Origin of the sequence: Nonomuraea sp. NPDC000554, from assembly GCF_040300065.1 — a bacterium.
Lineage (GTDB): Bacteria > Actinomycetota > Actinomycetes > Streptosporangiales > Streptosporangiaceae > Nonomuraea.
Window position 1 is genome coordinate 10,475 of record NZ_JBEPDC010000031.1, and the last position, 25,630, is coordinate 36,104.

At 66.7% G+C, this 25,630-nt stretch carries 18 protein-coding genes; 12 read left to right on the forward strand and 6 right to left on the reverse strand.

Annotation, left to right across the window (positions count from 1 at the left end):
* Positions 1-111 precede the first annotated feature (111 nt).
* From ABT294_RS40895 to ABT294_RS40920, 6 genes are read left to right on the forward strand one after another with little or no spacing between them, the layout of a single operon-like run.
* The gene (locus tag ABT294_RS40895) at positions 112-831 is read left to right on the forward strand and encodes a GntR family transcriptional regulator (RefSeq protein ID WP_350811836.1); all 720 of its coding nucleotides are present in this window, start codon (positions 112-114) and stop codon (positions 829-831) included.
* Positions 828-1,847 (forward strand): phosphotransferase family protein, encoded by a 1,020-nt coding sequence (locus ABT294_RS40900; protein WP_350811837.1) that lies wholly within the window; start codon positions 828-830, stop codon positions 1,845-1,847. Before ABT294_RS40895 ends, ABT294_RS40900 begins: the two co-directional genes overlap by 4 nt.
* Positions 1,844-3,130, forward strand: a complete 1,287-nt coding sequence (gene eno / locus ABT294_RS40905; protein WP_350811838.1) for a phosphopyruvate hydratase — start codon at positions 1,844-1,846, stop codon at positions 3,128-3,130. Before ABT294_RS40900 ends, eno begins: the two co-directional genes overlap by 4 nt.
* Positions 3,127-3,861 (forward strand): SDR family NAD(P)-dependent oxidoreductase, encoded by a 735-nt coding sequence (locus ABT294_RS40910; RefSeq protein ID WP_350811839.1) that lies wholly within the window; start codon positions 3,127-3,129, stop codon positions 3,859-3,861. The genes eno and ABT294_RS40910 overlap by 4 nt, the downstream gene beginning before the upstream one ends.
* Positions 3,862-3,877: 16 nt before the next feature.
* Positions 3,878-4,726: a fumarylacetoacetate hydrolase family protein gene (locus ABT294_RS40915; protein ID WP_350811840.1), complete on the forward strand. Its 849-nt coding sequence runs from the start codon at positions 3,878-3,880 to the stop codon at positions 4,724-4,726.
* On the forward strand, positions 4,723-5,757 hold the full coding sequence (locus ABT294_RS40920; protein ID WP_350811841.1) for a mannonate dehydratase: 1,035 nt from the start codon (positions 4,723-4,725) through the stop codon (positions 5,755-5,757). The genes ABT294_RS40915 and ABT294_RS40920 overlap by 4 nt, the downstream gene beginning before the upstream one ends.
* Before the next feature lie 257 nt (positions 5,758-6,014).
* Here the strand turns inward: ABT294_RS40920 and ABT294_RS40925 are convergent, their stop codons facing one another.
* A complete protein-coding gene (locus ABT294_RS40925) occupies positions 6,015-7,019 on the reverse strand; it encodes a LacI family DNA-binding transcriptional regulator (protein ID WP_350811842.1) in 1,005 nt (334 codons plus the stop codon).
* Between the two features lie 222 nt (positions 7,020-7,241).
* On the opposite strand from ABT294_RS40925, the gene ABT294_RS40930 reads away from it, so the two are divergent.
* The 5 genes from ABT294_RS40930 (at position 7,242) to ABT294_RS40950 (ending at position 16,243) form a co-directional block, all read left to right on the forward strand.
* Positions 7,242-8,519, forward strand: a complete 1,278-nt coding sequence (locus ABT294_RS40930) for an ABC transporter substrate-binding protein (RefSeq protein ID WP_350811843.1) — start codon at positions 7,242-7,244, stop codon at positions 8,517-8,519.
* A 40-nt stretch (positions 8,520-8,559) separates the two neighbouring features.
* Positions 8,560-9,450, forward strand: coding sequence for a carbohydrate ABC transporter permease (locus tag ABT294_RS40935; RefSeq protein WP_350811844.1), 891 nt, complete (start codon positions 8,560-8,562; stop codon positions 9,448-9,450).
* The gene (locus ABT294_RS40940) at positions 9,447-10,343 is read left to right on the forward strand and encodes a carbohydrate ABC transporter permease (protein WP_350811845.1); all 897 of its coding nucleotides are present in this window, start codon (positions 9,447-9,449) and stop codon (positions 10,341-10,343) included. Before ABT294_RS40935 ends, ABT294_RS40940 begins: the two co-directional genes overlap by 4 nt.
* Positions 10,340-12,775, forward strand: a complete 2,436-nt coding sequence (locus ABT294_RS40945; RefSeq protein WP_350811846.1) for a glycoside hydrolase family 38 N-terminal domain-containing protein — start codon at positions 10,340-10,342, stop codon at positions 12,773-12,775. Before ABT294_RS40940 ends, ABT294_RS40945 begins: the two co-directional genes overlap by 4 nt.
* Positions 12,776-12,871: 96 nt before the next feature.
* The gene (locus ABT294_RS40950; RefSeq protein ID WP_350811847.1) at positions 12,872-16,243 is read left to right on the forward strand and encodes a glycosyl hydrolase family 95 catalytic domain-containing protein; all 3,372 of its coding nucleotides are present in this window, start codon (positions 12,872-12,874) and stop codon (positions 16,241-16,243) included.
* Between the two features lie 1,226 nt (positions 16,244-17,469).
* Here ABT294_RS40950 and ABT294_RS40955 read toward each other — a convergent pair.
* Positions 17,470-17,964, reverse strand: coding sequence for a hypothetical protein (locus ABT294_RS40955; protein ID WP_350811848.1), 495 nt, complete (start codon positions 17,962-17,964; stop codon positions 17,470-17,472).
* Positions 17,965-18,077: 113 nt separating this feature from the next.
* A complete protein-coding gene (locus ABT294_RS40960) occupies positions 18,078-20,207 on the reverse strand; it encodes a LamG-like jellyroll fold domain-containing protein (RefSeq protein ID WP_350811849.1) in 2,130 nt (709 codons plus the stop codon).
* 40 nt (positions 20,208-20,247) lie between these two features.
* On the opposite strand from ABT294_RS40960, the gene ABT294_RS40965 reads away from it, so the two are divergent.
* The gene (locus ABT294_RS40965; RefSeq protein WP_350811850.1) at positions 20,248-21,120 is read left to right on the forward strand and encodes a tyrosine-type recombinase/integrase; all 873 of its coding nucleotides are present in this window, start codon (positions 20,248-20,250) and stop codon (positions 21,118-21,120) included.
* Between the two features lie 392 nt (positions 21,121-21,512).
* Here the strand turns inward: ABT294_RS40965 and ABT294_RS40970 are convergent, their stop codons facing one another.
* The 3 genes from ABT294_RS40970 to ABT294_RS40980 all read right to left on the reverse strand — a co-directional run bounded on the left by ABT294_RS40970 (position 21,513) and on the right by ABT294_RS40980 (position 25,355).
* On the reverse strand, positions 21,513-21,692 hold the full coding sequence (locus tag ABT294_RS40970; RefSeq protein ID WP_350811851.1) for a hypothetical protein: 180 nt from the start codon (positions 21,690-21,692) through the stop codon (positions 21,513-21,515).
* Between the two features lie 348 nt (positions 21,693-22,040).
* Positions 22,041-23,753: an ABC transporter ATP-binding protein gene (locus ABT294_RS40975; RefSeq protein ID WP_350811852.1), complete on the reverse strand. Its 1,713-nt coding sequence runs from the start codon at positions 23,751-23,753 to the stop codon at positions 22,041-22,043.
* A 63-nt stretch (positions 23,754-23,816) separates the two neighbouring features.
* Positions 23,817-25,355 carry an alpha/beta hydrolase family protein gene (locus tag ABT294_RS40980; protein ID WP_350811853.1) on the reverse strand — a complete coding sequence of 513 codons (1,539 nt, stop codon included), beginning with the start codon at positions 25,353-25,355 and terminating at the stop codon, positions 23,817-23,819.
* Between the last annotated feature and the right edge of the window lie 275 nt (positions 25,356-25,630).

The window sequence follows — 25,630 nt, forward strand, 5'->3', positions numbered from 1 at the left end:
CGGCCCCACATGTGGCGTGAGGTCTGATGCATCTGCAGGCAATGCAGATGACCTCTTGCTGTAACCTGGGATCCTTGCATACAAGTACACCGGTATGCAACGATTGGTTGCGTGAGAACTGATCGAAACCATGCGAGTGCGATCGGTGCGCTGGCGTCCGTAGGCCTGACCCGGGTGCGTCAGCGCACCTCGGATCGGGTGTACGAAGAGCTCGCCGCGGCGATCCGCGATCTGCGGATCCTGCCGGGCGCCTCGCTGTCCGAGACCGATCTGGCCGAGCAGTTGCACGTCAGCCGTACTCCGTTGCGTGAGGCGATCGCCCGGCTGGTCGACTCCGGGCTGGTCTCGGTGGTCCCGCACGTCGGGACCCGGGTCGAGCTGATCCGGCTGGAAAGCGTCGAACAGGCCCGCTTCGTGCGGGAGAGCCTGGAGACCGCGGCATTCGCCGCGGCGTGCGAGAAGCCGGAGCGCGACGTGGCACCGCTTCGCGAGCTACTGGCGCGGCAGGCCGACGCCTGCGAGGCGCGCGACCTCGCGGCCTTCTTCGCCGCCGACGAGGCACTGCACGAGCGGATATTCGTGCTCAGCGGCTATCAGACCGCCTGGCAGATCATGCAGCCGATCAAGATGCACCTGGACCGGCTGCGGCGGCTCAGCCTGCCGGAGCCGGAGACGGTGCGCGGTCTGATCACGGAGCACACGGCGATCGTCGACGCGCTCGAGGCCGGCGACTCCGAAGGCGGGCGCGCGTACATCCGTGCCCACGCCCGGCGGGTTTTGGAGTACGGCCCCGTGCTGCGGGCCAAGCACCCGGGGTACTTCGGCGCATGACCACGGGCGACATACACGAGGAGCCGGAGCAGGAACTCGATGTGGTCGAGTACCTGTACCTCCGCGAACTGCTCGCCCGCCCACGGGTGACCCGGCTGTCCGGCGGCGTCTCGGCCGAGACGCTCCTGGTCGAGTCCGGGTCCGTCCGGCTGGTCGTCAAACGGGCGCTGCCGCGCCTGCTGGTCGCCGCCGAGTGGACGGCGAAGCCGGAGCGCGCGCAGACCGAGGCGGCCGCGATCGAGGCCCTGCACCGGCTGACCCCGGATCAGACCCCTGAGCTGCGCGCCGTCGACGCGCAGCGGCACACTGTCGTGATGGCCGCCGCCCCGGCCGACTGGGTGCCCTGGAAGGCGGTCCTGTTCGGCGACGAGCCCGACCCGACGGCGGGGATGTCTTCGACCGCGGCGGCCCTGGGTGCCGTCCTCGGCACCTGGCACAGCCGGACCTGGGGCGACGAGCACGTCCGCGCCCGTTTCGCCGACTACGAGGCGTTCGACCAGCTGCGGATCACCCCGTTCCACCGCGCGGTGGCCGCGGCTCATCCGACGGTCGCCGCCGCCGTCGACGAGCTCGGCGAGGACCTGCTCACCAGCCGCGACTGCCTCGTCCACGGTGACTTCTCCCCGAAGAACATCCTGGTCGGACCGGACGGGCTGATGGTGCTCGACTTCGAGGTGGCCCACGTCGGCGCGGCGGTCTTCGACGTGGCCTTCATGCAGTGCCACCTGATCCTCAAGACCCTGAACGCTCCGGCGCGCGCGGACCGGTTCGCCGACGCGGCCGCGGCCTTCCTCGGCGCCTACGAACGCGCCTGCCCGCAGTCCCGGCAGGCGACCACGGAGCGGCTCAGCCGGCACGTCGCCTGCCTGCTGCTCGCCCGCGTGGACGGCATGTCCCCGGTGGGCTACCTGTCGCCCGACACGGCCGCGGTCGTCCGACGGATCGCGCTCGCGGTACTCCGACAGCGCGAGCCGTCGATCACAGAGCTCTGGAACTACGTGAAAGAGGCGTCTTGACAGCCATCGAGAAGGTCCAAGCGTGGGAGGCCCTCGACTCCCGCGGCCACCCGACCGTCGCGGCCCGTGTCGTGCTCGACGACGGGTCCGAGGGCGTCGCCACGGTCCCGTCCGGAGCGTCTGCGGGGTCCCACGAAGCACACGAACTGCGTGACGGCGGCTTTCGCTATGCGGGCCTGGGGGTGCGCACGGCGGTCGCGAACATTACGGCCGTGCTCGCCCCACGCGTGGTCGGGCTCGAGCCCGCCGAGGTCGACGCGGCCCTGGCCACGGCGGACCCGTCCGCCTCCTTCACGACCGTCGGGGCCAACGCCGTACTCGCCGTGTCGCTGGCCGTGCACCGCGCCGCCGCCGCGGCGGACGGCCGGTCCCTGGCCCGCCACCTCGCCGGCGACGACGGTCCGCTCCTGCTGCCGATGCCGATGGTCAACATCCTGTCCGGCGGAGCACACGCCGGTGGAGCGCTCGACATCCAGGACTTCCTGGCCGTCCCCGTGGGCGCCGCGAGCTTTGCCGAGGCCATCGAATGGTCCGGCGCCATCCGCGACACCGCGACCCGCATCGCGCTGTCCCGCGGCTACGGACAAGCGGTCCTGGTGGCCGATGAGGGGGGGCTGGGACTGCCTCTGGAGACCAACCACGCGGCCCTGGAACTGCTCACCGACGCGATCGAGGCCGCCGGCTACACTCCCGGCGCGCAGGTCGCCATCGCCATCGACGTGGCCGCCACGCAGTTCCTGCGTGACGGCCGCTACAGATTCACGCGCGAGGACCGCGACCTGACCTCCGAGGAACTCGTCGCAGAGGTCGGCGACTGGTGCGACCGCTTCCCGATCGTCTCGGTCGAGGACGTGCTGGCCGAGGACGACTGGGACGGCTGGCGGCACGCCACCGAGGTCCTCGGCCCGCGCGTCGAACTCGTCGGCGACGACCTGTTCGTCACCTCTCCGCGGCTACTGGGCCGCGGGATCGGGGAAGGCGTCGCCAACTCGGTCCTGGTCAAGGTCAACCAGAACGGCCTGCTCTCCGGCGCGACCGAGGTGATCGCTCTGGCCCGCTCGGCGGGCTACCGGACCGTCGTCTCCGCCCGATCCGGCGAGACCGAGGACTCCTGGCTGTCGGACCTGTCCGTCGGCTGGCGCTCCGGACAGATCAAGGTCGGGTCCACTCATCGCTCCGAGCGCACCGCCAAATGGAACCGGCTGCTGGAGTTGGAGGCGTGCGAGGACACCGTGTTCGCGGGGCCGTGGCCGGACGGTCGGCCCCTGAAGGAGACAGCATGAACAGATTCCCCGGACAGACCGTGATCGTCACCGGTGCCGGATCGGGCATCGGCTACGAGATGTCGCAGCGGTTCCTCGCCGAGGGGGCCGCTGTCTTCGCGGCCGATCTCGACCCCAGCGGCGTCCCCGAAGGCACCGTGGGCGTCCGGACCGACGTCACCGAGCCCGAGTCGGTGTCGGCGCTGATCGACATGGCGGTCCAGCAGACCGGGCGGCTCGACGTGCTGTGCAACAACGCCGGCGCCTCCTCTACTACGGACCCGGTGGCCTGCACTCCTGAGGAATGGGACCGGGTCTTCGCCGTCAACGCCCGCGGCGTGTTCCTCGGCACCAAGTACGCCCTGCCCACCATGCTCGCCCAAGGCCGCGGCGTGATCGTCAACACCGCCTCGGCGGCAGGGCTCGTCGGCCTGAAGGACCGCGCCGCGTACTGCGCCAGCAAGGGCGCCGTCATCGCGTTCACCAAGCAGGTCGCCGTGCAATACGCCGGAACCGGCGTGCGCTGCAACGCGGTCTGTCCCGGCACTGTCGACTCGCCGTGGGTGGGCCGCCTGCTGGACGCCGCCGCCGACCCAGAGCAGGCGCGCGCCGGGCTGGTCGCGCGCCAGCCGATGGGCCGGCTCGGACAGCCAGGGGAGATCGCCGACGCCGCACTGTACCTGGCCTCCGACGCAGCCGCCTTCATCACCGGCACCGAACTGGTCATCGACGGCGGATTGCTCGCCGGCTGACCGAAGAAGGGACGTCATGCGACTCATGCGACTGGGACCGCCCGGCAAGGAGATACCGGTCCTGCTCACCGAACAACGCGACCACTACGACCTGCGCGGCGTCACCGCCGACATCGACGGCCCGTTCTGGGCCGACGGGGTCGAGCGCGTCCGCGCCGCGCTCGCCTCGGGCACGCTGCCCCGGATCGATCCGTCCGGGCTCCGCGTCGGGCCGCCGATCGCCCGTCCGGGCGTGGTGCTGTGCATCGGGATGAACTACGCAGCGCACGCTGCCGAGACCGGAGCAGCGCCGCCGGAGCACCCGGTGATGTTCTACAAGGCCCCGAACACCGTCGTCGGTCCCGACGACACCGTCCTGCTGCCTCCAGCGTCAGTGAAGACCGACTGGGAGGTCGAGCTCGCGGTCGTAATCGGCAAGAGAGTCCGCTATCTCGACTCGCCTGCCCAGGCGCTCGACCACGTCGCCGGATACACGATCTCCAACGACGTCTCCGAGCGTGATTTCCAGCTCGCGATCAGCGGCGGGCAGTGGTCGAAGGGCAAGAGCTGCGAGACGTTCAACCCGCTCGGACCGGTCCTGGTGACCGCCGACGAACTGCCGGACCCGCAGGCCCTGCGGCTTCGCTCGTGGGTCAACGGCGAGCGGCGCCAGGACTCGACGACCGCTGACATGATCTTCGACGTTGCCACCCTGATCCATCGGCTGAGCCACGTCACGGTCCTGGAACCCGGCGACGTCATCAACACGGGAACCCCCGAGGGCGTGGCGCTGTCCGGCCGCTTCCCGTACCTGGCCGACGGCGACCTCGTCGAGGTCGAGATCGAACGCATCGGTCGCCAGACCCAGAAAGTAGCCGGCGCGTGACCATCAGACTCTCCCTCGGACACATCGACGTCTACGACGAGCGGACCGCTGCTTTCGCGCACCAGCTCGGCCTGTCAGGCGTGCAGTTCCACACCCCGAACCTGCTCCCGGGTGAGGACGGCTACTGGAGCCTGGCCGAACTCCAGGCCCTGCGTCAGCGTTGCGACGCCGACAGCCTGCGGATCGACGGCCTGGAGAACGTCCCGTACTCGCACATCTGGAAGATCCACCGCGGCCTGCCCGGCCGCGACGAACAGATCGAGAACTACTGCCGGACCCTGCGGAACATGGCGGCGGTCGGCATCGACCTGCTCGGCTACAACTTCCTGCCCACCTACGTCTGGCGCACCGGCATGGCCGAGCCTGGCCGTGGCGGGGCCCTGGTCACCGCCTTCGACCTGGACGCGGCCGCCACCGGCAACGCCCTGGCCTCCTACCGGCTCTCGCCCGTCGAGCCGCTGACCGAGCCCATCTCGGCCGACCAGATGTGGGCCAATCACCAGTACTTCCTCGACGCGGTCCTCCCGGTCGCCGAAGAGGTCGGGGTGCGGCTGGCGCTGCACCCGGACGACCCGCCGGTCGACGTGCCGCTGGGTGGCGCCGCCCGGATCTTCACGACTCCGGCTTCGCTGGTCGCGGCGCGCGCCCAGGCCCGAAACAGCCCGGCCTGGGGCCTCGACTTCTGCCTGGGCACCGTGTCGGAGATGGGCGGGGAAGAGGCGGTCAACGAGGTCATCGACACCCTCGGCTCGGCGGGGGCGATCTTCTACGTGCACTTCCGCGACGTCCAGGGCACGGTGCCGTCCTTCCGGGAGTGCTTCCTGGGGGAGGGCAACTACAGTCCGGCGCGCGTCATCCGGCGGCTGAACGACGTCGGCTTCGCTGGATTCCTCATCGACGACCACGTCCCGGCCATGATCGGCGATCCGGACACGTGGATGGACATCTCGTCAGAGGCCTACTGCAGCCGCGGGCGGGCGCACGCGATCGGCTACCTTCAGGGCGTCCTCAACGGGCTCGGGTTCGACTGACGGATCGCGATCGCGACCGACCTGGCCGGCGGCGCTGATGGGCACCGGGATCGAGGCCATCGTTATCCGCCGTCTGTGTGGCCGATGATTCTGGGGCAAGAACCATGCCTCTCATCTCGCGGTTTGCGGGTTTCGACGGAGGTGAGGGCAGCGCCGATATAACGTTATCGCGGAAGAGTAGACCTCTGAGCCCCGGTGTCAGGCAGTCGTCAGCGCGACACCGGATCGCGCCGGTCCGCCCGGCTGGTGGGCCGCCGCTACCGGCTCATCTCGCCGGAGCCGCGTACCGTCAGCGACACCGGTACCACGACCTTCTGCACCGGGCGGCCGGGGTCGGCGATGCGGGCGCGCAGCAGCTCCACGGCGGTGCGGCCGATCGCCGCGGTGTCCTGCGCCACCACGGTGAGCGCCGGCTGCAGCAGGTCGGCCAGCGGGACCTCGTCGAAGGCGACGATCGCCAGCCGTGAGGCCGCGGCCGGCCCAAGGCTCCGCAGCACCGCGAGGGTGGTGTCCATGTTGCCCGTGACCAGGGCGGTGGCTGGGTCCGGGCCGTGCAGGGCGGCGTCCAGGGCCGCGGCCACTCGCTCGGGGGTGGTCTCGCCGGGGAACACCAGGCCGTCGACGCTCTGTCCGTGGGCGAGCAGGCAGGCGCGGAACGCCGCCGCGCGCTCGTGGCCGGAGTAGACCCGCTCCTCGTGGCCGATGTAGGCGATGCGGCGGTGGTCGTGCTGGTGCAGATGGCGGAAGGCCATGCCGATGCCGGCAGCGTTGTCGGACATCACCGAGTCCACCGAGACCCCGCTCATCGGCCGGTCCATCGCCACCAGCGGCATGCCGTCAGCAAGCTCGGGTTCCAGGTAGGAGTGGGATTCGCCGATCGGCTCGACGACGATGCCGTCCAGCCGCCGCCGGCACATCGACACCAGGATCTCCCGCTCCCGTTGGTCGTCGAAGTCGGTGGAGGAGGCCAGCAGGTTCAGCCCGGCGTCGCGGGCGGTGCGCTCGATGGCGGCCAGCGCCGGGTTCGCCTCGGCGATGCGCCGTACCGCCGCCCCGATGGTGCCGGTGACGCCCAGGCGCAGTTGGCGGGCGCGCTCGTCAGGGCGGAATTTCAGGGCCGTGATCGCGGCCTGGACCCGGGCGACGTATTCGGGGCCGACGGTCGGGTCGTCGTTGACCACGCGGGACACCGTGCGCAACGCCACCCCCGCCTCACGTGCGACGTCGACCATGGTCGGGCGCTTGGGCCGTCCCTTGCTCATCCGCGCTTCCCCCTTGTTGTCATGCAGTCGTCGGGCGGCGTATCCGCGCCTGTGCCGGCCCTGTGTTTCCCCGTCGTTACCGGATCGGTTCTTGACACCGTCCCGTAACCCCCACTTATTCTCGAGATAACGTTATCCCGTAGGTGCTCCGGTGTCGAACCATCACCGTCGGCCGGGTCACATCCTCCCCCCTCCCCCCTCCCCTCCCCCCTGGAGAGTTCCATGCGGCACTCACGTCCGCTCGCGGCTTGCCTGGCCGTAGGGCTCACCCTTCTCACCGGTTGCTCGGCGGCCTCCTCCGACGGAGCGAAGGGTGGCAGCGCCTCCTTGACCTACCTGACCTTCGAGACGCCCAGCCTGACGGCCTCGTTCTGGGACGCCTCGATCGCGAACGCCGAGAAGCAGGCTCCCGGCATCACCGTCAAGAAGCTGGTGGCGCCCAGCACCGACCGCGACGCCTACGCCAAGCAGCTGCAGGCCTCCGGGCAGTTCCCCGACCTGCTGGCGTCCATCACCCCCTCGACGTTCGTCCAGGCCGGGCTGCTCAAGCCCTACGACCAGAGCTGGGTGGACGCGAACTTCCTGCTGCCGCAGGGCAACGCCTACAAGGGCAAGGTCTACATCCCGCCGACGAACTCGCAGATCATCCCGATGGTCTTCTACAACAAGACCCTGTTCGCCAAGGCCGGCATCAGCGCGCCGCCGAAGACCTGGGCCGACTTCCTGGACGTCTGCGGCAAGCTCAAGGCCGCCGGCATCACCCCGATCGAGCTCGGCGGCGGCGACCCGTTCGCGGCCTCCATGCCGCTGGTCGGCATCCTGTCGGCGGACGTGTTGGGCAAGGACCCGAACTGGCTGCAGAAGCGGTACGCCGGCAAGGTGCGGTTCACCGACGCGAACGTGCAGGCGGCGGTGGGCAAGTACCGGACGCTGGCCAAGCACGGGTACTTCGAGGACGGGGCGCTCGGCGTCAAGTACGCCGACTCGATCACGAACTTCACCTCCGGCAAGACCGCGATGTACATGATGGGCAGCTGGTTCCTCGGCGCGGTGCCGAAGGACCACGCCGCGGACTTCGGTTCCTTCATGACGCCCACCGACGACGGGTCGCTGGTCGTGCCGTTCGCCGTCGGCGGTTCGATGGCGATCAGCGCAAAGACCGCGGTCCCGGACAAGGCCACCGCTTTCGCCCAGGCCTGGTCGCTGGACCCGGCCAACTTCAAGGCCCTGATCGAGGGGGACGGCGCGTTCCCGATGCTCAAGGGCAAGACTCTGGCTGACTACGGCGTCACCGTTACGCAGGTCTTCAAGGACTCCTACTCCTACGTCACCGACCAGAACAAGAAGGTCTCCGCGTTCGGCTGGGCGACCAACGACGACTCCATGCCCTCGGGGCTGAACGGGGCCTTCTACGCGGCCAGCCAGGCGCTGTTCTCCTCCGACGACGTCGCCGGCCAGATGGCCAAGCTGGACTCCGCCTGGGACGCCGCGACCAAGTAGCGCCGCGGACCTCTTTCCGACCGATATCAGGGAGGCCTTCATGACCACCCATGCCCATCGACCGCGAGGCGACCTCGCCTTGGGCGCTCTGGCAGTGCTCGCGCTCGGGCTGTACGCGCTGTTCATCATCGTCCCGGTGGGCATCAGCGCCTGGAAGGGCCTGACGAACGAGAATCCGCTGCTGACCCATTCGGACTTCGTCGGCGTCGCCAACTACACCGAGATGATCCACGACGACGCCCTGGCCGCCAGCCTCGGATTCACCCTGGTGCTGGCCGGCGTGGTGACCGTGGTGGCCAACGCCGCCGGCATCGGGTTCGCGATGCTGCTGAACCGGACGTCGCTGAGCTACCGCGCGATGCGCACCGCGGCGTTTCTGCCGCAGGTGCTGTCCGGAGTCATCGTCGGGTTCGCCTGGCGCTACATCCTGGCTCAGGACGGCGTGCTCAATCACTTGTTGATCTCCGCCGGGATCATCGGCAAGCCGATCACCTGGCTCGGCAGCCCGCACTTGGCGATGTTCTCGGTCGGGCTGGTCGCCGCGTGGGTCCTCACCGGGTTCACCACCGTGGTGCACCTGGCCGCGCTGCAGTCGATTCCGGTCGAGCTGTACCAGGCCGCAACCGTCGACGGCGCGGGGCGCTGGCAGAGGTTCCGGCGGATCACCTTCCCGATGCTGGCCCCCGGCACCACGATCAGCGTCACCATCTCGCTGATCACCATGCTCAAGCTCTACGACATCATCGCGGCATTGACATCGGGTGGTCCGGCCGACTCCACGCAGTCCACCGCGCTGTACATCATCAAGCTCGCCTTCACCGACGGCCGGTTCGGCTACGCCTCCGCGGTGGCCATGCTGCTGCTGGCCGTCTCGGCGGTCATCGCGCTGTCGGTGACCGGCCTGCTGCGCCGCCGGGAGGTGGACCTGTGAGCACGCTGACCACCCGGCGCCGCCCGGCCGTGCCGCCCACGTCCGCGCCGACGCCGACGCCGGCGCGACGGGTCTGGACCAGCCGGGCCTACCTGGCCGCCGCCGGGCTGCTGACCTTGGCGTTCATCTCCCCGATCTACCTGACGATCGTCAACGCCTTCAAGACCCAGGACCAGATCATCCAGAACCCGGCGGCCCCGCCAGTGCCGCCGACGATAGACAACCTCTCCGACGCGCTGTCCCGGCCGGACAAGATCATCCAGATCGGTCTGGCCAACTCCACGCTCACCGTCGTCGCCTCGGTGCTGCTGGTCATCCCGCTGGGCGCGGCGTTCAGCTTCTGGCTGACCCGCCGCTCGGCCCGCCTGCGCCGGATCGTCCTGGCCGCCTTCGCCGCCGGACTGATGATCCCGCCCGCGGTGGTCCTGCTACCTACCATCAAGATCCTGACATTTCTGCATCTGGACCACACCTACGCCGGGCTGATCCTGACCAACGTCGGCGGCGGATATCTGTCGTTCGCGGTGTTCGTGTACTCCGGCTTCCTGCGTGCCATCCCCGGCGAGATCGTCGAGGCCGCGTCTCTGGACGGCGCAGGGATGCTCCGGATCTGGTGGACGATCGTCATGCCGCTGTTGCGTCCGGCCACCGCCACCGTCGCGATCTTCCTGTCGCTGTGGATCTGGAACGACTTCATGAATCCGCAGTTCATCCTCGGCCCGTTGCGCGGCCAGACCGTCACCACCGGTCTGTATCTGTCGCTGGGCCAGTACTCCACCAATTACGCGCAGCTGTTCGGCGTGATGTTCCTGGCCGCGATCATCCCGGTCGCCGGCTACCTCACCTTGCAGAAACAGTTCATCGCCGGACTCACCACAGGAGCCACTAAGTGAGCCAGAACCCCGCCGGCATCGGGTCCGAGGTCGAGGTCGAGGAGATCCTGGTTCTGCATCACAGCCACCTCGACGTCGGCTACACCCACTCGCAGCCCGTCGTCTGGGAGCTTCAAGGGGAGTACATCTCGCAAGCGATCGACTGGCTCGAATCGACAGCAGACCTCCCGGGTGGCGCGCGTCCGAAGTGGACGTGCGAGGCGTACGAGCCGGTCCTACGTTGGCTTCGCCGAGCGTCATCCGCCGACGTCGAGCGATTCCGGGCACTGCACCGGCAGGGGCGCATCGGCGTCGCGGCGCTGCGGTGGAACATCAGCGCCCTCCCGGATCGGCGAGGACTCGAACGGCTCATCGCGGGCAAGGGGGAACTCGAGGAGATCCTCGACACCCGCGTCGCCGTCGCCTGTCAGCACGACGTGCCGGGAGCGCAGTGGGCGCTGGCCGATGTCCTGCTCGATGCGGGCGTGGAGATGTTCGTCATGGGCGCGAACCTACACTCGGGGCGGCCGATCAATCCGAGGCCGGGCCTGTTCCTCTGGGAGGCGCCCAGCGGACGCACCCTGCGAGTGTTCAACGGGCACCACTACACGATGTTCGACCAGCTGCTGTTCTCCTGGGACCACTCCGTCGAGCGGATGGCACAGGGGTGGGCGCAGCTGTCCCGTCACCTGGGCGGCATGCACTACTCCCTGCCGTTCGTGTACCTGTCCAGCACCTGCTCCCCGGTCATGTGGGACAACGCGCCACCCAGCCCGTTCCTGCCCGACCTCATCCGTCAGTGGAACGATCGCGGCGAGGGCCCGACGATCCGGTACGCCACCTTCGACGATCTGCTCCGGGCAGCCAGCATCGTCCCAGACGCGTCGCTGGAGGTGCAGCGCGGCGACTGGACGGACTACTGGACGTTCGGAGCCGGCAGCACCCCCACAGCTACGGCGACCTCTCGCCTGGCCAAGGCGCGGCTGCAGGAAGCGTCGGTCATGGGCACCGACCGCCCCGATGTCGTGAGCCTGGCGCAGGAGCGCGGCGACCTCTTCGATGAGCACACGTGGGGCTTCTATGACCCCTCCCCGGCGAACCCGCAGGCGGTCACGACCGAACTGTTGAAGAAGTCGCTCGCGCATGAGGCGGATGAACTCGCCGGGTTCGCCGTGATGTCCGGTCTCGAGGCCCTCGCGCAGAATCCCCTGGCCGATCGCGGACTGTCCGGTGTTCTCGTCGTCAACGCGGCGACCCACGATCGCACGATGTACCCGGAGATCTCGAATGCGTGGTTCCGCAACGTCGGCGCGGAAGGCGAGCGCACGTACCGCGCTCGACGCATGGCGTACGACGCGCGGCCGTGGCGGGTGCGCCTGCCCGAAGACGATGTGCGGCGCGTCGGCCCGATCGAGATGCCTGCGCGCAGTTGGCGGGTCATTCCGCTGGACCGATTGCCGTCCCCGGAAGACCACGACGCCGTCTCGCACACGCTGGAGGAGAGCCCAACCTTCGGGGCACCCAGCTGGGATGCGTTCTCCGAGCTGGCACGGGTCACCGGAACGATCGAGACACCGTTCCACCGCGTCCGGTACGACGCCCGAACCGGACGCATCCTCTCGCTGTGGGATCGTACGTCGGAGTCGGAGGTCCTCAATGTCGACGACGAGTTCGACTTCTTCGAGTACGTCCGAGAACGCGCCGATGCGCTCGTGGACGGGACGCGCGAGGCGTTCTACAAGCGCGACCTGGACGGCGAGAAGTTCGACGTCAGCGGATGGGACGCATGGCGTCCCATCCGCGAACGTGCGCGTCGTCCGTCAGGGTGCACGGTCCTCGTCGAAAACGATCAGGTCATCATGACGCGCAGGTTTGAGGCCGACGGCGTCAGGCACCTGACGCAGCGGTTCACGTTCTCGAGCCGGTCGGCGCTCATCGAGGTGGTCGTCGACTTTGAGCTCCTACCCGACACCTCTCCGCAGGCGGTCTACTTCGTCGTGCCGCTGCGGGCGGACGCCGGATGGGTGGGCTCGTTCGACAACGCAGGCGAGATCGTGCGTCTGGACACGGATCAGCTGAAGGGCGCGTGTCGGGGCTGGGCGACCGTCGAATCGTTCGCGGCACTCGGCGACAGCACCCGCACGCACGCACTGTTCACCCCGGACGCACCGCTCGTCCAGTTCGGCACGTTCCACTTCGGTCCGCCGCTGGACGCCGTGCCACGGGAGCGGAATCCACGGCTGCTCGCGTGGGCGTACAACAACTACTGGATGACCAACTACCCGCTGACGGAACCGGGCATCGTCCGACTGCGGTTCGGCTTCCAGACGTACGCGCATCACGACGCCGAGGTATTGCGTCGGGACGCCTACGACGTCGCGCACGCACCCATCGTCTGGCCTGTGACAACGAACGGGCGCGCTGCGGGCGAGGGGACCCTCCCGCTGTCCTGAAATCGCGCGCCGCGCACGACGACTCTCCAGCCCATGCAATGACAACCGAGACGAATCAGGAGGAGTCGAATGAGACGTGTCAGACTTCTGCACCGAATGAGCGCCGTGGCGATCGCGGCGTGCGTGAGCGCGGGTGCCCTCGTGCCGACCGCTCAGGCAGTCGTGGCATCCGAGGTGAGCACCCCCAAGGAATCCTCGCCGGAGTGGTCGCGCATCCAGAAGCTGATCGGCGCGATCACCGGCAACTGGACAGGGGACGCATACGCCGGCGCGTACTCGAACTCGTTACCGAACACGGCATTGCTCGGCAACGGAGATCTCGGCGTGACGTCGGCAGGCGCGGGCGGAGAGAAGACCTTTCTCGTTTCGAAGTCCGACTTCGTCTCGGCCGGCGACCTCAAGGGCGTCTTCAACAGCGGCGACAACCTCACCAAGCCGCTTCCCATCGGCGGCGTCACCCTCAGCGCGCGCGACGATACGAAGGCGATCAACCTCGCGCCGGGCGCTTCCGAGGTCACCGCGAGCTCGTCCCACGACGACTTCCAGCCGCGCCTAGCCGTCAGCGGCCATATGCAGCCCTCTCCGAACGGCTATGGCTGGGTGACCACAATCGGCAAAGAGCACTGGCTCGAGCTGTCGTTCCCTGAGCCCATCACGGTGCAGCGATGGGTCGTCAAGAACGACGGCGCCGTGCGCAGCGGGTACAGCATGAACAATACGAGCGATTTCCGCCTGCAGGTCAGCAAGACCGGCGGGCCGGGCGCAACGTGGACAGACGTCTCCGTCGTCGAGGGCAACACGAAGGATGTCTTCGACGAGAATCTCGACGCGCCCGTGACCGGTGCGCACTTCCGGCTCCTCGTGACCGAGCCGCTCCAGCGGACCAACACGGACCCGAACCCGCGTGCGCGCATCGGACAGTTCGAACTGTACGAGACGACCAAGGATGCCGGCGAGGCGGTGACCACGAAGGAGACCCAGAACATCCTGGATGCACGGATCGAGACCACCATGTCGCTGGGCGGTGTCCCAGTCTCCACGCAGACATGGCTGGCACCCGACCACAACATCATGATCACCGAGGTCACGTCACAAGGTTCGAAACCGGTCGACCTGAAGGTCACCACTTGGGGCAAAAGCGGCAACGCGCACTACCCGGTGACCAGCGGCGTGGAGCACGGGATCGCGACTGCTTCGCGCGCCACCTTCAACAACGCGCCGAAAAACCCGCTGTCATGGCGTTCCAAGGCGACGCTCGCGACGAGCGTAGTCGGAGCGGACACCGAGGTCACGGCCGACTCGGCGAAGGGCGAGAGCTACACGGGGTTCACGCTCGAACCGGCCACGGCCGTGCACATCGTGACCACGGTCGGCGGCGGCGGCAAGACCTATGACGCCGGGGGAGCTCTCACCAGCGAGGATCCGGACGCAGAAGCGCTCGCGCTTCTCGCGGATGCTTCCAAACCCGCACAGCTGGATAAGCTGAGGCGCGAGCAGGCGCGGTGGTGGAAGAACTTCTGGTCGGCCTCCTACATCGATCTTCCGAACCGGCCCGAGGTCATGCGCTACTACTACGGTGCGCAGTACCTGCTCGGCAGCACCTCCCGCGCAGGCAACCTCGCGCCCGGGCTCTACGGGCTGTGGCACACGACGGACAACCCGAACTGGTCGTCGGACTACCACCTGAACTACAACTTCATCGCGACCTTCTACGGCACCAACTCAAGCAACCGGCCCAAGCTATCGCTGCCGGCGGTCGATGCCCTGCTCGACTTCCTGCCGAACGGGGAAGCGCGCGCCGCAGACCCGGCGCAGCTCCGGCGCATCAACAGCGCGTTCATCGACTCGCGCCCCGATCTGCAGGACGGCATTCGCGACGCGGTTCTCTTCCCTGTGGGGATCGGCCCATGGGGGACGGTGACCGACGACAACTACCTCGCGGAAGCCCTCAACGCCTCGTACAGCGCGTACCCGCTCCTCGAGTACTTCCGCTACACGCAGGATGAGAAGTTCCTGTCCGGGAAGGTCTACGACTACCTCGTGCGCTGTGTCAACTTCTACGATGCGTGGCTGCAGAAGAGCGGCGATCTGTACACCTTGTACGCCGGGTACAACGAAGGCTCCTGGGCAGCCAACCCCGCCGTCGAGCTTGCGGCGCTCAAGAACGTGCTCCGCGAACTGATCGATGCCAGCGCGCTGCTGGGTCGTGACAAGGATCGCCGTGCGCACTGGCAGGATCTGTACGATCACCTCGCGCCCCAGCCGACGAGCACGTGGAACGGCAAGGAGGTGTATGCACTCGCGGAGAAGGAATGGAAGGGCGGGCAGTGGGTTCCGCTGGCCAACCCGGTTCCCGGCGACGGGAACATCATCCCGCTCGACATCGTGGTTCCTGGGGGCCAGCTCGGCTACTACTCCTCGGCTGCGGAACAGCAGATCGCCCGCAACACCATCGACGTGTTCGGATCCGGCGCCTGGCGCCAGATCAACAACTTCCCGCGCATCTTCAACGATGCCGTCCTGACGCGCTACCCCGCGAAGGCGGTGCTCGCCAACCTCACCGAGACCATCAAGACTCAGATTCAGCCGAACCTACGCATCAGCGACGGTGTGCACGGCGTCGAGAAGATCGGGGCGACCGCCGCCATCAACAACATGCTGCTGACGAGCGATCGTGGCGTCGTCAAGGTGTTCCCGAACTGGGTCGCCGGCGAGGACGCATCCTTCGCGCGGCTGCGCACGGACGGCGCCTTCGTCGTCTCAGCTGCATACGACGGCGCCGCGGGCCGTGTGGGCGACGTGACGGTCACGAGTGAGGCAGGGCAACGAATGACGATCTCGTCCCCCTGGCCCGAGGGCACGGATGTCTTCGATTCGACGGGTGCGCAGGTCAGCACGGCCGCGGGCACCGCCCCGAACTGGGACACGGATGCGACGGTCTCCTTCGACACCCTGCGCGGCCAGACGTACAAGCTCCGCCCGCATAGGTCGACCTACACGATCAAGGTGGACCACGGCTCGGCGTCACCGTCGAAGGCTCGCGCGGGCGACGTGGTCACGATCACGGCTGATGCGGCACCGGACTACTACGTGTTCGACACCTGGGAGGCGGGAGGCGTCGAGGTCGCGAATCCGCACGCGGCCACCACGACCTTCGTGATGCCGGATCACGACGTGTCGATCGCCGCGACCTACCAGGCGACAGTTCCGGTACTCGATGCGACCGTCACGCGCAATGATCATTTCACGTTGATCAATTTCCCCATCCGCGACGCGAGCGGCAAGGAGTACACCCTCTACGTCTCCAAGAGCGGCAAGCCCGGGACCTTCGAGCCGCTCGCGACGACTCGCTTTGATGCGAACGGCGCCCGGTTCCCGGACATGACGCACGACGCGTACGTCTACGTCGTCCACCGGGTTGGAGGAAAGGTCGTTGAAGTGACGACGACGGTCAAGATCACATCGTGAGCGCGGTCTAGAACGACGCGGGGGCGGCCGCTGCGGCGGCCGCCCCTCGTGGTGCGGTTCCGCCGGCTTAGCGGTCCGACCCGGAAATCTCTCGGGGGTTGACGGACTGAGGCTGGCCGGACTTCGGCGTTCAGAGGTCGATGCTGGCGAGATAGAGGTCGCAGTGCCTCCGAGGCGATTGAGGATCGCAACTCGTCGATCAGGCGCCTCTTGGCGATGAAGTCCTTCGTGGCGGTCGCCTCCGGGGCCACCGAGGGTCGCAACTCTTCGGTGGCCGGGCGCTTGCAGGCGCTCTTGTCCGGGTGGCGGTCGCCCTCCGGGGCGACCGAAGATCGCAACTTTGGCTTCCTGCCCGTGAGCTGGCCATGTACAGGGGACGAGGCGACCGCTTCCAGCTGCCCCCGCTCAACCCCTCGTCCAGCTCATTGGCAACAGCAGCTCAACGGCTGTCTTTAGACATGAATCGGACCGACCAGGGCTGGCCCACAACCGGCGAGCGTCAACGAGAACGGGCGGGACTCCCTGAGACTGGAGGCCCGCCCGTTCCTGCGATGTTTGCCCTGGTCAGCGGCCTGAACCGCTGGTCAAGATCGAGTGCCCCCTGCAGGATTCGAACCTGCGCACCCGGCTCCGGAGAGGATTGCGGGTTCGCTCGCAAACATGCTCTTGACCAGGCACGATACACAGAGGTCACTTGATCAGCACCAGCGATGGCCCACGAATGGCCCACGATCAAGCTGGAGGCCCTCTGCCGAGGAGGCATGGTCGTCTGGTTGACCACAACGGGAGGTCGTTCTGCCGGGGCCCGCGCGCTGAGGCTGAGCTGAGCCCTACTGGAGACCTAAGGAACGGGATTGCTCGTCATCTCCGGAGCCTTGAAGTGGCGCAGTCCTAGCCTCGTCGATCCACGACGGCTGATGAGAGTTCGGACCGGATGATCCGGTGAGTGTCTGATCATCGAGCTGCGTCTGGGGGAACGCGAGCGCCAACACCGTCGCCGACCATATCGAGGTTCTGGCCGCTGCGATCGCCCAGATGGGCGTGCTCGCAGTGCGATTGCCGCGCTACCCACAGACGCGTGGTCGTGCGTTTTGGATGATGCGGGTCAAGCCCGCGACCTGGCCGAGGCGGGGGCCGCAGAGCTCACCGCCCGCTGCGTCACGTTGGGCGAAGCCACGCAAACCCGTGAATCATCGAGGTTAGTCGAGCCATCGCAGCTCGCACCTTCACCCCTCAGCTGTTTCAGAGTTGAGTGGCCAAAATCGAAAGATGTAAGCCTCCAACTCTTCCTCAGTGTGCTCGGGAAAGTAGCCACGCGGCACGAGAGCCTTCCGGTACGCCCTGACATGCCACCTTTCGCCCGGCGGGCCGAGCTTGAAGGGGTCGTGCTCGACGTACCCGATCATTTCGTCGATGAAAATGGCCCCAGTACTGGAATAGAAGGACGTCGTTAGCGCATCGATATTGGAGAGCTGAGACTCCTTCTCCGGTTCGCCATCCCATAGCTCGAAACGAACCCGAACCCGATGCCTGTCGAATGCGCTATTGATCATAAGAAGGTTGTCCGCGGCAGCTAACCACTCCGCAGCGATGTCTCGCTCTTCCCAGGATTCGGCGAATGGCTCCGCTTCAGGGTCGTCGGACCCACCGTCATCGATGATGGTGAACTCGGAATACTCTATGAGGGTCGAATCATCCATCGCCCGGACGATGGCTGCCATTACCACTCCTTTCACCATACCACAGGCGTCTAAAGCCTCGACTCCTTATTGAGCCAGTTGGGGGAACTCTATAAGGAGCTCCCCCAACTAGCAAAGGACTGACGGGCTCTACCCTAGTGAACGATACTAATCGAGAAGGGATCGCCAGGAAGGACCCGGTGGTTACGATACCATGCCTTCAGTTTCCTGCCCCACGTCTGATTCTGTACCGCATTGATGAGTTGAACAGAATAGTTCCACGGAGGCCTCGCGAAATACGAGCCTTCCCTGGTCGACGCCATCGGGAACTCATCGCAGTTCACCGCGGTGTCAGGATGATTCTTCCGATCGGCGTTCCAGGTTTTGGCGATCTCATCCCTGCACGTCTTAACCGACTTTTCGTAATTATCCTCGCTGTCTGTTTCGTCGAACAGACGATGGAGCATTTTACTGTGTTCCACGTTCCACAGTCCTGGGATATCCTTGGACTTACCCGCAGACTCAGGGTATGTCGGGCCGCCGAGTTTCGGAATGGTGGTATTCGGTGCAGTAAGCGCCTTTTCGATGTGATCCACCTGTTCGGGCCATGTAACCCCGCTCTTCTCGTCCTTATCCTTTCTGCTGAGCAGGAGAATCGCGGCGAGCCGCGAGAAGCTGCAACCGCCCTTCTTGTACCAGTTGTTCTTGGTCCACGTATCGCATCGGTAGCTCTCGATCGGGCCATCCCGCTCTATATGGGTAGTGCCAGCCGGGGAGACGAAACTCATCCGGATGGCCACCCGGCACGTCGATATCTTAAAAGTGCTGTCCGTGCCCGTAGACGGCGACGAGAACCTGTACTTGAGGACCGGATCAGCATCCCAAGCGACAGGGGTTCTTGTCACCAGCAGGGACGATGTGGGTGAGTCGGGGGCGAGAGCACAGTTGGACTGTGCTGGATGGCCGACCGGTGTCACCTGCAAAGTGATGGGATTTTCGGCCGTCTCTCCCCATTTATAGATATCCCAGAAGTGCAACTCAACGTCGACAGATCGGCTATTCTGATAGGTATTCGCCACGACTCCAAGCGTCACCGATTGAATGCCGCGCGTCACCTTCACCTTATTCTGCTTGACCTTGTACTTGTTTAGGATTTGATTCGTATGGCACGCCGAGAAGTTACTCATCGCCAATACTGGCTTGATGCCTGGGTCAGAGCCCCAAAGGTTTGTGCAGAAGTTCCAGTCCACGCGCGCCGGCTCTGCCTTGTCACCCAGTATCTTAGGCGAGCTGCTCTTGTTGGGTTGACTCCGATTTTCCTGTTTCTGCGTGGGCTTTACTTCGCTCTTGCCTGCGAGTGTGGAGATGTGCTCGGGCCACAGCACATCCTGAAAGAGCTGGACGTCGTCCAGTTGCCCCTGCATCGAAGTGCCCAATGTCATCGCCGTGGGCGCATTCCAAGGCGTGAACGAGATAGGAGATTCTTTGACGAATTCACCGTTCAGATATAGGGCCACTTTCTTAGCGACATCGTCGTAGGTTCCGACAAGGTGGAACCACTCATTGACCGGCGGTTCAACCTCAGAGACGATGCCTTCGCTGATGGCAGAGGTGCTGTCATCGCTTGTGAATGTGAATACCAGGCCGTGTTCAGGGTCATTGCCGAGGCGGAAGGGCGCTTTGCTGGTGCCTTTCTGCTCGACGACTGTGTAGTCGCCGTCCTTATCGTTCCATCTAAGCCAGGCGCTGATCGTAAATGCCTGGTCCGTACGGAGCACCGGTCCGACCGTCCGAGCCAGCGGCTCCGCAGCGGGCTGGCCACTCGTTCTGATCGTGACGTTCTGCCAGGCGGACCAGGCAGAAGCGGCACTGGAAGCGACGGCCCGAGCCCGCCAACGGACCTGCCATCCGTCGGTGAGCGTACCGGTCGGCACATTCACAACGGCTTGCGTTCCGGCTGTCACGTTGTCGGCGCTGCCAGCCCAGATCTGCCCGGTGCCCTGGTCTTGCGGTGCCGCCGGATCGTGCTCGACCTCGAAGTCGGCCCGCAGCGTCCCACCTGCCGGGTCGTCCACCTGGGCTCTCAGGCTTGGGGTGAGGCTGGATGTCGTGACTATGCCGCCGACCACAGCCGATGGGACGACTTGCAGAGCACTCACGGCCGGGCCTGAGGGCGGATCGGGCACGTCAATGGTGGCCTGTTGCCAGGTCGACCAGGTCGATACGGTTCCCGCTGCTGCGTTGACGGCTTGTGCCCGCCAGCGCACCTTCCATCCGTCGGTCAACTTTCCTGCCGGGATTGTGACAGCTGCCTGTCCTCCCGAAGTGATCACGGCCGAGGTACCCGCCCAGATCTGTCCCGTGCCCTGCCCGCTGGCGGCCGGGTCGTGCTCGACCTCGAACTGGCCAGTCCGACGCCGCGGCCTCAACACCGCTCTTGAATACGCGATCGACCTCGGTGAACTCGCCGAGAACCCGCTCAAGCGCGTCAAGCAGAAGAAGGTGGCCAGGGACAACACCGTGGACCGGCGATGCGTGATCAACCCCGCCCAAGCCCGCGAACTCCTCGTAAGCCTCTCCTACGTCGGCAGCTGGCATCGCGGGCGAGGCCGCCGCCTCGTGGCCTTCTTCGCCACGCTCTACTTCGCCGGCCTCCGCCCGGCCGAGGCGATCGGGCTCAGGAAATCCGACTGCGCTCTGCCGGAGGAAGGATGGGGCTTGCTTACCCTCGAAGTCACCCGCCCAAGCAGCGGCAAGCAGTGGACCGACAGCGGGGCCGTGCACGACCAGCGCGGGCTCAAACAGCGAGACGAGCGCGAGGTCCGGCCTGTGCCGATCCCGCCGGAACTGGTTCGCATCCTGCGGGCGCACCTCGAAGAGTTCGGCACGGCCTCGGACGGACGGCTGTTCCGGAACGAGCGCGGTGGGATCCTCGGCGCTTCCACCTACGCGCGCGCCTGGGAAGAGGCCCGCCGCTTGGCCTTGACGCCGCAACAGGTCGCCTCACCGCTCGCCGGAAAGCCCTACGACCTGCGCCACGCCGCCCTGTCCACATGGCTCAACGCAGGCGTCGACGCGACGGTGGTAGCGGAGCGCGCGGGCAACAGTGTCGAGGTACTCCTCAAGCGCTATGCCAAGTGCCTAGATGGCCGACAGGAGCAGAACAACTCCCGCATCGACGCGGCGTTGCAGCACTGAGCGATCTCCCGAGGACGGGTCTGCAACGCAAGGCTCGTCCTCGGAGGGCCTCCCTCTCAATACTTCGATCCAACCCCCGGCGAGGACCCTGTCAACGCCTGTCCGCGCCCACGATCTCACGCCCCATTACGAGCAGGACCTTTGGAAGGGCGCTTTGTATGCCTCGCTACTGCAACGCCGACAGCAGCAGATCCAGCGGCTTGTCCTCCAACCCGTGGGCGATCACCCGGGAGCGGAACTCACTCAGCATGCTGGCGTAAAGCTGGGTCGTCCAGGCTCAGTCCGAGGGTGTACTACCAGGTCAGATCGGTAGCGACGGCTTCAGCGGCCTGCCGGTCGGTGAGGTTGTCCACCCGCTGCAACACCGTGATCAACGCCAGCCGTCCCGGTGATCAGCCCGGCCTGCCCTCCTTGCCGAAGGCACCCGCGAACGCCTCATCAGCGAAGACCTCACCTAATTCATCACGCACCCGTACCGGCAACGGCACCTGCCGCTTACCCCGGTAGATCGCCCGAATCGCCGCAGAGACCTCAGGCGCCGGCGCCGGCCACGCCATCGGCTGCATCGACATCGCCTCCATCCACCCCCGCAGCCAAGACGAAGCCAACGACGACTGCTGCCACGCCACTCATGATCAGGACAGGCACCATCAGATCATGAACCAGAGTCAGTAATCCGAGTTAACCAGCAGAGTCCTACAGGCTACTGGTCATCGGCCCGATCCTCGTGCACCGGCCCTGGACGGCCTCCCATCCCTGCCCGGTCGCCGCTTCGAGCCGCCAGCCGGTGGCCGCCGCCGTCTGAACCGGTCGGCCGCGGGGTCCTCGCCAGCGTCCTCGGCCTGTGGCGCCGGGGTAGTCGGCCAAGCGCGTGTCGACCCCCCGGTGCCGCCGTGCTCTGCGCGCCGCGAACCGAAAGGCTAACGGTAGGACCGCGCCTGAATGGTGAACAGCTGAGCGTACGTGCCGTGCCTGGCCATCAGCGACTCGTGGGTGCCTTCCTCGATCACTCTGCCCGCCTCCATGACGTAGATCCGGTCCGCGTGGCGGACGCTGGAGAAGCGGTGGGAGATCATCAGGACGGCTCTGTTGGCGAACAGGTTCCTGATGCGTGCGAAGAGATCGTCCTCGGCCTTCGGATCGAGTGCTGCCGTCGGCTCGTCGAGGATGACGAAGGGCCGGTCCCGGTAGAAGGCGCGGGCAATCGCCAGCCGTTGCCACTGGCCGCCCGACAGGTCCGCGCCACAGGCGAACTCCTTGCCCAGGATGGTCTGGGCCCCGGCTGGCAGCGAGGCGACGAACGCGTCGGCCCCCGCCTGGGCCAGGGCTCGCTGTGCGCGTTCCGCGTCCACAGGAGCCTCCGGCCGACCGAAGGTCACGTTGTCGATGGCGGGGAGTTTGTAGCGGACGAAATCCTGGAAGACGACCGCCGACAAATCACGCAGCACCCGAATGTCTGTGACGGGCGTGCCGTCGAGCAGAACCGAGCCGTCGTCTGGCTGATACAGGCCAGCGAGGATCTTCGCCAGCGTCGTCTTCCCTGAGCCGTTCGCCCCGACGAGCGCGATCACCTCGCCGGGCTTGACCACGACCGTCACGTCGCGAAGCACCGGCCGATCAGTTCCGGGGTAGGCGAAGGAGACCTGGTCGGCCTGTACGGTTCCCATCGCGATCCGGGGTGGGGCGGTTTCCCGGGGCGGGACGGCGGTGAAAGCGCGGAGGTCCTCCAGATAGAGAATGGATTCGCCAATCCCGCTCAGCAAACCACCGAGCATCTGCGCGCGAGTCGACAGGAACCATAGTCCCGTCAGCGCGGCGGCGACGGTCGCCAGGTCGATGACGGAGACGGCCACCAGCCAGATGCCACCGCCGACAACGGCCAGGACCACCACGTCGGCGGCCGCCCGGGCGCCCAGGCTGCCCCACATATAGCGCCGGTTGGCCGCGGAGTGGCCCTGGATCTCCTGTCGATAAGCAGCGTCCCAGCGATCGCGCAGCACTCGCCCGAGTCGCAGGGACCGAATCTCCTTGGCCTCGTCCCGGCCGGTCAGCAGCCGCTCCAGGTATTCGCGCCTGCGCCGGTTCTCCGACAGGGCGTGATGCAGCTTGTGGCGGGAGTTCCGGTCGTCACGCGCGGCCTTGAGGACCGGTATGGCGCTCACCGTGGCGACCGGCAGCAGCCACCATGCCATCGACGCGAACGTGCCCGCGACGGCGACGGCCGCCAGTACGGCCTGGCCAATGGCGACTGTCGCGGTGACGAGCATGGTCAGTCTGCTGCGAGAGGCGAACACCGCGCGTTGCAGCCGGTCGTGAAACGCGGAATCCTCGAATTCCGACAGCTCGGCCTGTACGGCGGAGCGCAGGACGATGGCTGTGGCATGCCGGTCCACCTTCACGGTCAGCATGCGCTGAATCCGGGTGCTCACGGCGCGCACCATTCCGGCGGCCGAGCCCAGCACGACAATCGCGAGGGCTGCGGGAATGCTCGCGGCCCGAAAGCCGCTCCCGCCCGCCGCCTCCAGGGCGGTTAACGACGACCGAACGAGCACCAGGACACTCGCCAACCCGACCGCCGACACCAACTGGAGAACGGCCAAACCGACGGTTCCCTTCGTGTCGGCCTCCCACAACAGCCGGAGCCCGAACCACAGCGACCGCGTCAGGTTGGGTGTTCGGGCACTCCCTGACCGCACTCAGAACCCTGCTTTCCGCAGCCAGTCACTGTGCGCGTGGGCCAGCGCCTCATGGGTCTCCCGAAAGCGGAAGGAATGGCCCTCATGGGGGAGCAGGATCAGGTGGGAGTGGCCGCCCGCCGCTACGATCGCGCGATAAAGCTCTATGGCCTCCTGGGGCGGGGTGCTGGGATTGACGTCAGCGAGGCCGTGCGCGATCAACACGGGGCCTTTCAGCCGGTCGGCGAAATGCAGCGCGCTGAATGCCTGGTAGAGGTCGGGCGCGTCCCAGTAGGAGCGCTTCTCGAAGTGGAAGCCGGTCAGGGTGTGGGTCCGGTTGTAGCAGCCGCTGTGCGCTATCGCGCCAGCGATCTCGGGCACGTGTGCCAGGGCGTAGAGCGCGAGGGTAGCGCCGAAACTGTGCCCGCTGACGATCAGCGTTGACTGACAACGGTCCACGGCAGCGCTCACGGCACTGGTGATCTGGTCGTGTAGCATCGCCACTGTCGCATCGGATGGCCAGTCCAAAAGCAGGTCGAGGGTGGCCTCCCGAAAGCCGGAGGAAATCGGCGGCGGACCCTGGCCGAGTTCCGCGTCTCCGATCAGGCCCGCCCGAACCCAGAGCAGAGTCACCTTTTCCGGACTGTTCTTGGAATGAATGGTCAGTCGTGCGTTGCCGAATCCGGTTGGAATATCCACGATTGGCCCCGCCACTGGTGTGGCGGGGAAATGGCTCTTCGCCGATGGAGCCACGTCATCGCGTGCCCACTTGACCCGTGCTCTGAACGGACCGAGATCAACGGCAAGGGACCCAAGTTCCCCGTCCGCTCCTAGACAGCCGATGAGGAAACGCCCGTTGGACACCTGCCCTCGCGCACCGGCCGGGATCCGCGTTCTGCGAGGTAGGGAGGTTTCGCGGCAACCTCCGGACGCGGTGACCATTCGGAGTTCGGTCTCGTGCGAGGACAGGACGGCTGGCTCATCGCCGTGCCACACGACCCACCAAGGGCAGCCGGGCCGCACCGGAATGGACCATCGTTCACCGGTCAGGTCGATAACGCGTACCTCGTCGTCTTCGCGCCAGGCGGTGGCGTCCCTGCCGACCGCCCATCGCGTGCCCTCGGGTAAAGGACGCATTCGCGCGCGACCAGTTATCTCCATACAGCCGAGGCGCCGAGGTAATCCGCCTGGCCCCTCCCCGGCACCGGCTTCGACAATCAGGTGGTTGCCCCCAGGTGCGGGGGACAATTGGCGAACGAGCAGAGGCGGGCTCACCGGTGTGAGCCGCTCCGTCCCCGGATCGAATGTCGCCACGCGGGCGGCGGCCAGTCGTTCCAGTTCGCGAAGTCCGGGTGAGAAAGTGACCTCACCGGGACCGGAGGCCTCGTAAATCGCCGGGGCAGCAAACGAAGCCGGGTCCTCGTCATCGGCGGGCTCACCGGGCACCAGGACCACCAGGCGGTCGCCTGCCCAGGCTATTGGGCTTCCTTGTCCCGCGAGCGACGTCACCACCCGCACGTTCTCGTAATGCGTCACCGTGGCCTGCCGGTAGTTCGCCATCCATGGATGGGCGCACCGGCCGCGGACCGCCAGGCCCGCGATCAGCGGTTGTTCCGGGTGCCAGGCGAGAGGGACGGCAAGCATTCCCTCAACAGGGAGTTCCCATCCTCTACTCTGTCCCAGCTCACGAACTTCGACTCGCACCGGACGGCCCCTCGGCGGAGGAGCGCCTCCGAGATCAGGATCGATGGTCAACCTGTCCCAGGTGACGGAGGCGGGATTGTGCTCGGTAATGGACGGATATCTGGGGACGGTGTTGATGGCCCATGCTAGCC